Source organism: Erwinia persicina NBRC 102418 (genome assembly GCF_001571305.1).
In the GTDB taxonomy this organism is placed as follows: domain Bacteria; phylum Pseudomonadota; class Gammaproteobacteria; order Enterobacterales; family Enterobacteriaceae; genus Erwinia; species Erwinia persicina.
Genome location: NZ_BCTN01000043.1, coordinates 1 through 5378, shown reverse-complemented (window position 1 = coordinate 5378; position 5378 = coordinate 1). Strand labels below are relative to the sequence as shown.

The window sequence follows — 5378 nt, the reverse complement described above, 5'->3', positions numbered from 1 at the left end:
CAACACCAGTAGTAAGGGAGGGGCGGGTTCACAAAATAAAGGTAACCCAAACTATAGTCAGAGTGGAGTGGTATCCTGTAATAACGGTATAATCGGTGGAGCTATTGCCGGTGCAGCCGGGGGGCTGGCTGGGGCTGCTTTAGGCGTGGCCGGTGGTGCGTTTGCAGGCGGTTGTTTCGGCGGAAGCGGGAACGGTGGGAGTAACTCCGGTAGCAATAACTCATCTGGAAACTGTAACTCAGGTGGAATGGGCGGTTCCTGCAACCGCTAGATAATTATAACCCGCTGCGTGTTTCGGGCGGGTCATAAGGAGGGTTAATTGAAGCTAATCTTAAAGAATTTTATATTACTCTTGTCAATAATGACTGGTTTTTTTTCCTCAGTGGTTTGGGTATTTATCCGGAACTCTTCAGTTTTAAACCTTCCGTTGAAGTTTCGAAAATTGTCATCACCATCAGCTCACTGATATCTTTTTCTTTACTGGGGCGCAGGATTATAAAATTAATTTTTAAAAATGAAGATAAAATAATCGGTAGCACTGAATGACTAAAAAAGAAGGTGTTTTACTCTTATCTTTATTTATTCTCATGGTAATCCTTACCGGGGCTCCATTGCTTTTACCTGAGCAACAAGAACGAGTGTTGATTGAGTCCGGTTTGTTTATTCCATTGATGTTCACGATAGAGTTCTTGGTTGTTTTCCCGCTTTACTTTTTCCTCTTAAGAAAAAAAGAAGGTTTTGGGATGGGGGCTTTTAGTTTAAAAGATTTCATCCTGTTTTTCACTCTTATTCTAATCATACAATTTGCCATTCCGGCACTCGCAGCAGAAGATCCAGAAGATGTCAGCAATTATGAGTTTACCCAACCTCTAATCAGCTTTATTTTTATACAGATTTCTTATATTATCTTGGCCCCTGTTTATGAGGAGATAGCAATCAGAGGTGGGCTGTTTGGATCGCTTAATATTTTCCTCAGGGCAAAAGTCCCTGCGGCAATTTTATCCTCGCTGATCTTCTCCTTTTTACATACTCAGTATTCAGGCTACAAACCTTTTGTGATTCTTTTTTTTGTATCTTTAACCCTTACTGTCGCGAGGATTCGGTCAAATGGATTATTACTACCAGTCATGCTTCATATCCTTATGAATTGTATTGTTATTAATAAGCACTATTTTTTTAGCTAGTGTAATAAAAATCTTAATTGTCACACAGCATAATTTTATAAGGGCATAACATTGTTTCGCAGGGAAGCAGTTGAAAATCAACGAATGAAATGGCGAGGCCGGGCACTGCTTCTTCCGGGGATCCCTTTTTGGGCAGTAGCGGGCCTGTGTTTCTTTTTCATTGCGGTGTTTCTGACATTCATCATCGCTGGTACCTACAGCCGGCGGATTAACGTCTCAGGTGAAATAACGACTTATCCGCGCGCAGCCAATCTGTACTCCGGGGTTCAGGGTACAGTGGTCAGACGGTACGTTAATGAAGGGCAGTTAATTGAGGCCGGCACCCCTGTTTACCAGATTGACGTAAGCAAAAGTACGCGTAGCGGCGTAATAAGCGAAAATGAACGCAGGGATATCGACAGTCAGCTTAGCCGAATTTCACAGATAGTCAGCCGCCTGGAAAGCAATAAAAGAGCAACACTGGACATGCTGGAGAAGCAAAAAGATCAATACACTTCTGCCTTCCGGCATTCTACGGACATCCTCCGGCGAGCACAGGAAGGGATCCGTATTATGAAGGAAAATATGGATAACTACCGCCATTACCGTAACCTTGGGCTCATTAATAAAGATCAGCTCACCAATCAGGTAGCACTGTATTACCAGCAGCAAAACAATCTTCTGGGTTTGTCAGGTCAGAATGAGCAAAATTCTCTTCAGATAACTGCACTTGATAGCCAGATCCATACTCAGGCAGCCGATTTTGACAACCAGATTTACCAGATGGAGCTACATCGTTATGAACTGCAAAAAGAGCGGACCCGTATTGATGCCGATGGCACAATAATCGTGCGGGCGCTGGCCGCCGGTCGTATAGATTCGCTGAGCGTTACGGTGGGGCAAATGGTTAACCCGGGTGACAGCCTGCTGCAGATTATTCCCAAGAAAATCGAGTATTACGCTCTGGTGCTGTGGGTTCCTAATAATGCCATCCCGTATATTAATACAGGCGACCGAGTCAATATTCGCTATGAAGCCTTCCCGGTCGAGAAATTCGGTCAGTTTGCCGGCACGATCTCCGTTATCTCGAGAACGCCTGCATCGCTGCAGGAAATGCAGACCTACCGCAGCGCCCCCTCGTCCGTTGAAACTGCTGCTGAACCTTACTATAAGGTCATTGTAAGGCCTGAAACGCAGGAAGTTATGTATACAGGAAAACGTCTGAGCCTGGAAAATGGCATCAAAGGGCAGAGCACACTGTTTCTTGAGAAAAGGAAAATTTATCAATGGATGATCTCCCCCTTCTACGATATGAAGGTCAGCGCCTCGGGACCGGTAAATGAATAAAATGACTATCAAAGCGCTGGTCAGACAGCTCGAAATAAAGTTACGCAGCCGTGTCCCGATGATCCACCAGACCGAGTCTGCTGAGTGTGGACTTGCCTGCCTGGCGATGGTCTGCGGACATTTTGGCAAGAACATCGACCTGATAGCGCTGAGGCAGCAGTTCAATCTTTCATCCCGCGGTACTTCGCTATCCGGGCTGACGGATATGGCTGAGCAGCTGGGAATGACAACCCGCCCCCTGTCTCTCGACATTGATGAGATTGGTGCCCTGAATACGCCGTGTATTCTGCACTGGGAGTTCAATCATTTTGTCGTGCTGGTGAGCGTGAAGACGAATTGTGCAGTGCTGCACGACCCGGCACGCGGCCGAAGGACGGTCGGCCTGAAAGAACTCTCGCAGAGTTTTACCGGTGTGGTGCTGGAAGTCAGTCCCGGAAGTAAGTTTACTGCAGACACCGTCGTCCACAAAATCAGCCTCAGGTCGCTTGTTGGCAGCGTACACGGGCTGAAGAGAGCGCTGGGTAAAATATTTTGCCTGTCACTCGTATTTGAAACCATCAATCTTGTAATGCCGATCGGTACGCAGCTGGTAATGGACCATGCCATACCTGCAGGAGATAAAGGTTTACTGACGTTGATCTGCATCGCACTGGTTTTTTTCATCCTGCTCAGAGCCGCCGTCGGTATGGTACGTTCATGGTCAGCGCTGGTTATGGCTACACTTGTTAACGTGCAGTGGCAGTCAAGCCTCTTCAGTCATCTGCTACGCCTGCCGCTCAGCTATTTTGAGCGACGTAAGATGGGTGACATCCAGTCACGGTTTGGCTCACTGGATGCGCTGCGCAGCGCTTTCACCACCAGTATAGTCGGGGCCATCATGGACAGTATCATGGTCATGGGGGTTGTGATCATGATGGTGATCTACGGGGGATGGCTGACCTGGGTTGTGATGGCGTTTACTGCACTTTATGTCATGCTGCGCCTGGTGACTTACGGGCGTTACCGGCAGCTGTCAGAGGAATTACTCGTCAGGGAAGCACGTGCCAGCTCTTACTTTATGGAAACGTTGTACGGCATTGCCGCCGTTAAAATGCAGGGAATGGGACGACGTCGCACTGCCCACTGGTTAAACCTTGAGATTGATTCAATTAACACGGGAATCCGTGTCGCTAAAATGGACCTGCTGTTTGGCGGTGTCAACACGTTCATTGTCGCCTGCGATCAGATTGTCGTGCTCTGGCTGGGTACGAGTCTGGTTATCGATAACCAGATGACTATCGGGATGTTTGTTGCATTTGGCGCTTTCCGGGGACAATTCTCTGACCGCATCGGTTCACTCACGGAGTTCTTGTTACAGCTACGCATGATGAGTCTGCATAATGAACGTATTGCCGATATTGCGCTGCATCCGCGGGAAAATTTTAAACCCGATCGCCATTATGAACCAGGTTTACAGCCTTCAGGACTCGAGACGCATGAACTTAGCTTCCGCTACGACAGTCAGTCTCCTTTCATATTTCACGATATTAACATATCAGTCTTACCGGGACAGAGCGTGGCGATCACGGGCTCCTCCGGGGCAGGAAAATCTACGCTGCTAAAAATCTTATGTGGTTTATTTTCCCCAGAAAGCGGAAGAGTTGAAATAGATGGGGTTGATATTCAACAACTTGGAATCAATAACTACCATAAAATGATCGCCTGTGTAATGCAGGACGACAAACTGTTCAGTGGTTCAATCAGGGAGAATATATGTAGTTTTGTAGAGGATGTGGACGAAGCGTGGATGAAAGAATGCGCCCGCGCCAGCTATATACATGATGCGATCATGCGTATGCCCATGGGATATGAAACACTGATAGGTGAGCTGGGTGAAGGACTTTCTGGCGGGCAAAAGCAGCGCCTGTTCATTGCGCGGGCACTCTACAGGAGGCCAGCAATTTTGTTTCTGGATGAAGCTACCAGTGCGCTGGACACGGAGAGTGAAGCCATGGTGAACCGTGCAATCAGAGAGCTCAGCATTACTCGGATCATCGTTGCGCACAGGGAGACCACGATCGCATCAGCCGACAGGGTTATTCCTATTAACCGATCGCAATGAAAGCCTCAGAAATAGCGCACCGCCAGGAAATAATAAGGAGTAGGCTCAACCAGTACTGGCCACTAAGGTCCGACAAGACTTGCATTTTATGGTGTTGTTTAAACACGACCCGGACGCGCCTTCAGCAATATCTTTCTCAGTCAAAATCTGGTGAAAAGTTGCTATGACAACGGGCTTAGATATGTTAGTTAAGTAAAGGCCATTACGGCCCTTACTTAATTCATTAAAAATATCAATCAGTGATTTTTGGCTTAACCAGACTTCGATAAAAATACATGAACAGCAGGTCTGTACATCTTGCAAAACCTACTATAAAAAAAACAGTCACAATCAACTGAGAGATTTCTATTGGCGCGGTAAACCAATCGCTACGAATGCCAAATGCACCATTCAGGAAGCTTGATGCAACAAATAGTGTGATAACAAAAGCCAAGTAGCGAGATAATCTTAATAGCATACAGTACCTAATTAATGTTAGTTGTCACCAAGTACAGCTACCACCTAAACCACCACCGCTATTAGTACCAGTGCCTTTACCTGCACCGCTACCCTGGCTACCACCATTGAAACACCCGGTGATTCCACCTGTTATGGCTCCTCCTGCCGCACCAGCCAGGGCACCCGCAGGACCACCAGTGAATGCACCAGTAACAGCGCCTCCTAACGCTCCGCCAATAATACTGTTATTACAGTTTGCAACGCCCGGATCATTGTATCTGGGATTACCAGTATACTGTGAACCCGAACCGCCCTTATTACTGTTATTA

Annotated in this window: 4 protein-coding genes; 3 read left to right on the top strand and 1 reads right to left on the bottom strand. The window is 47.0% G+C overall.

Features of this window, described 5'->3' with window-relative positions; all coding sequences use genetic code 11:
• Positions 1–542: 542 nt before the first annotated feature.
• From EPE01S_RS22370 to EPE01S_RS22360, 3 genes are read left to right on the top strand one after another with little or no spacing between them, the layout of a single operon-like run.
• Positions 543–1184, top strand: coding sequence for a CPBP family intramembrane glutamic endopeptidase (locus EPE01S_RS22370; RefSeq protein ID WP_062749599.1), 642 nt, complete (start codon positions 543–545; stop codon positions 1182–1184).
• Between the two features lie 51 nt (positions 1185–1235).
• Positions 1236–2510: an HlyD family secretion protein gene (locus tag EPE01S_RS22365; protein WP_062749597.1), complete on the top strand. Its 1275-nt coding sequence runs from the start codon at positions 1236–1238 to the stop codon at positions 2508–2510.
• Positions 2503–4611, top strand: a complete 2109-nt coding sequence (locus EPE01S_RS22360; protein WP_062749595.1) for a peptidase domain-containing ABC transporter — start codon at positions 2503–2505, stop codon at positions 4609–4611. The genes EPE01S_RS22365 and EPE01S_RS22360 overlap by 8 nt, the downstream gene beginning before the upstream one ends.
• A 481-nt stretch (positions 4612–5092) precedes the next feature.
• On the opposite strand, the gene EPE01S_RS23830 is transcribed toward EPE01S_RS22360, so the two are convergent.
• On the bottom strand, positions 5093–5378 hold a 286-nt coding region (locus tag EPE01S_RS23830), incomplete at its 5' end, for a hypothetical protein (protein ID WP_218007823.1).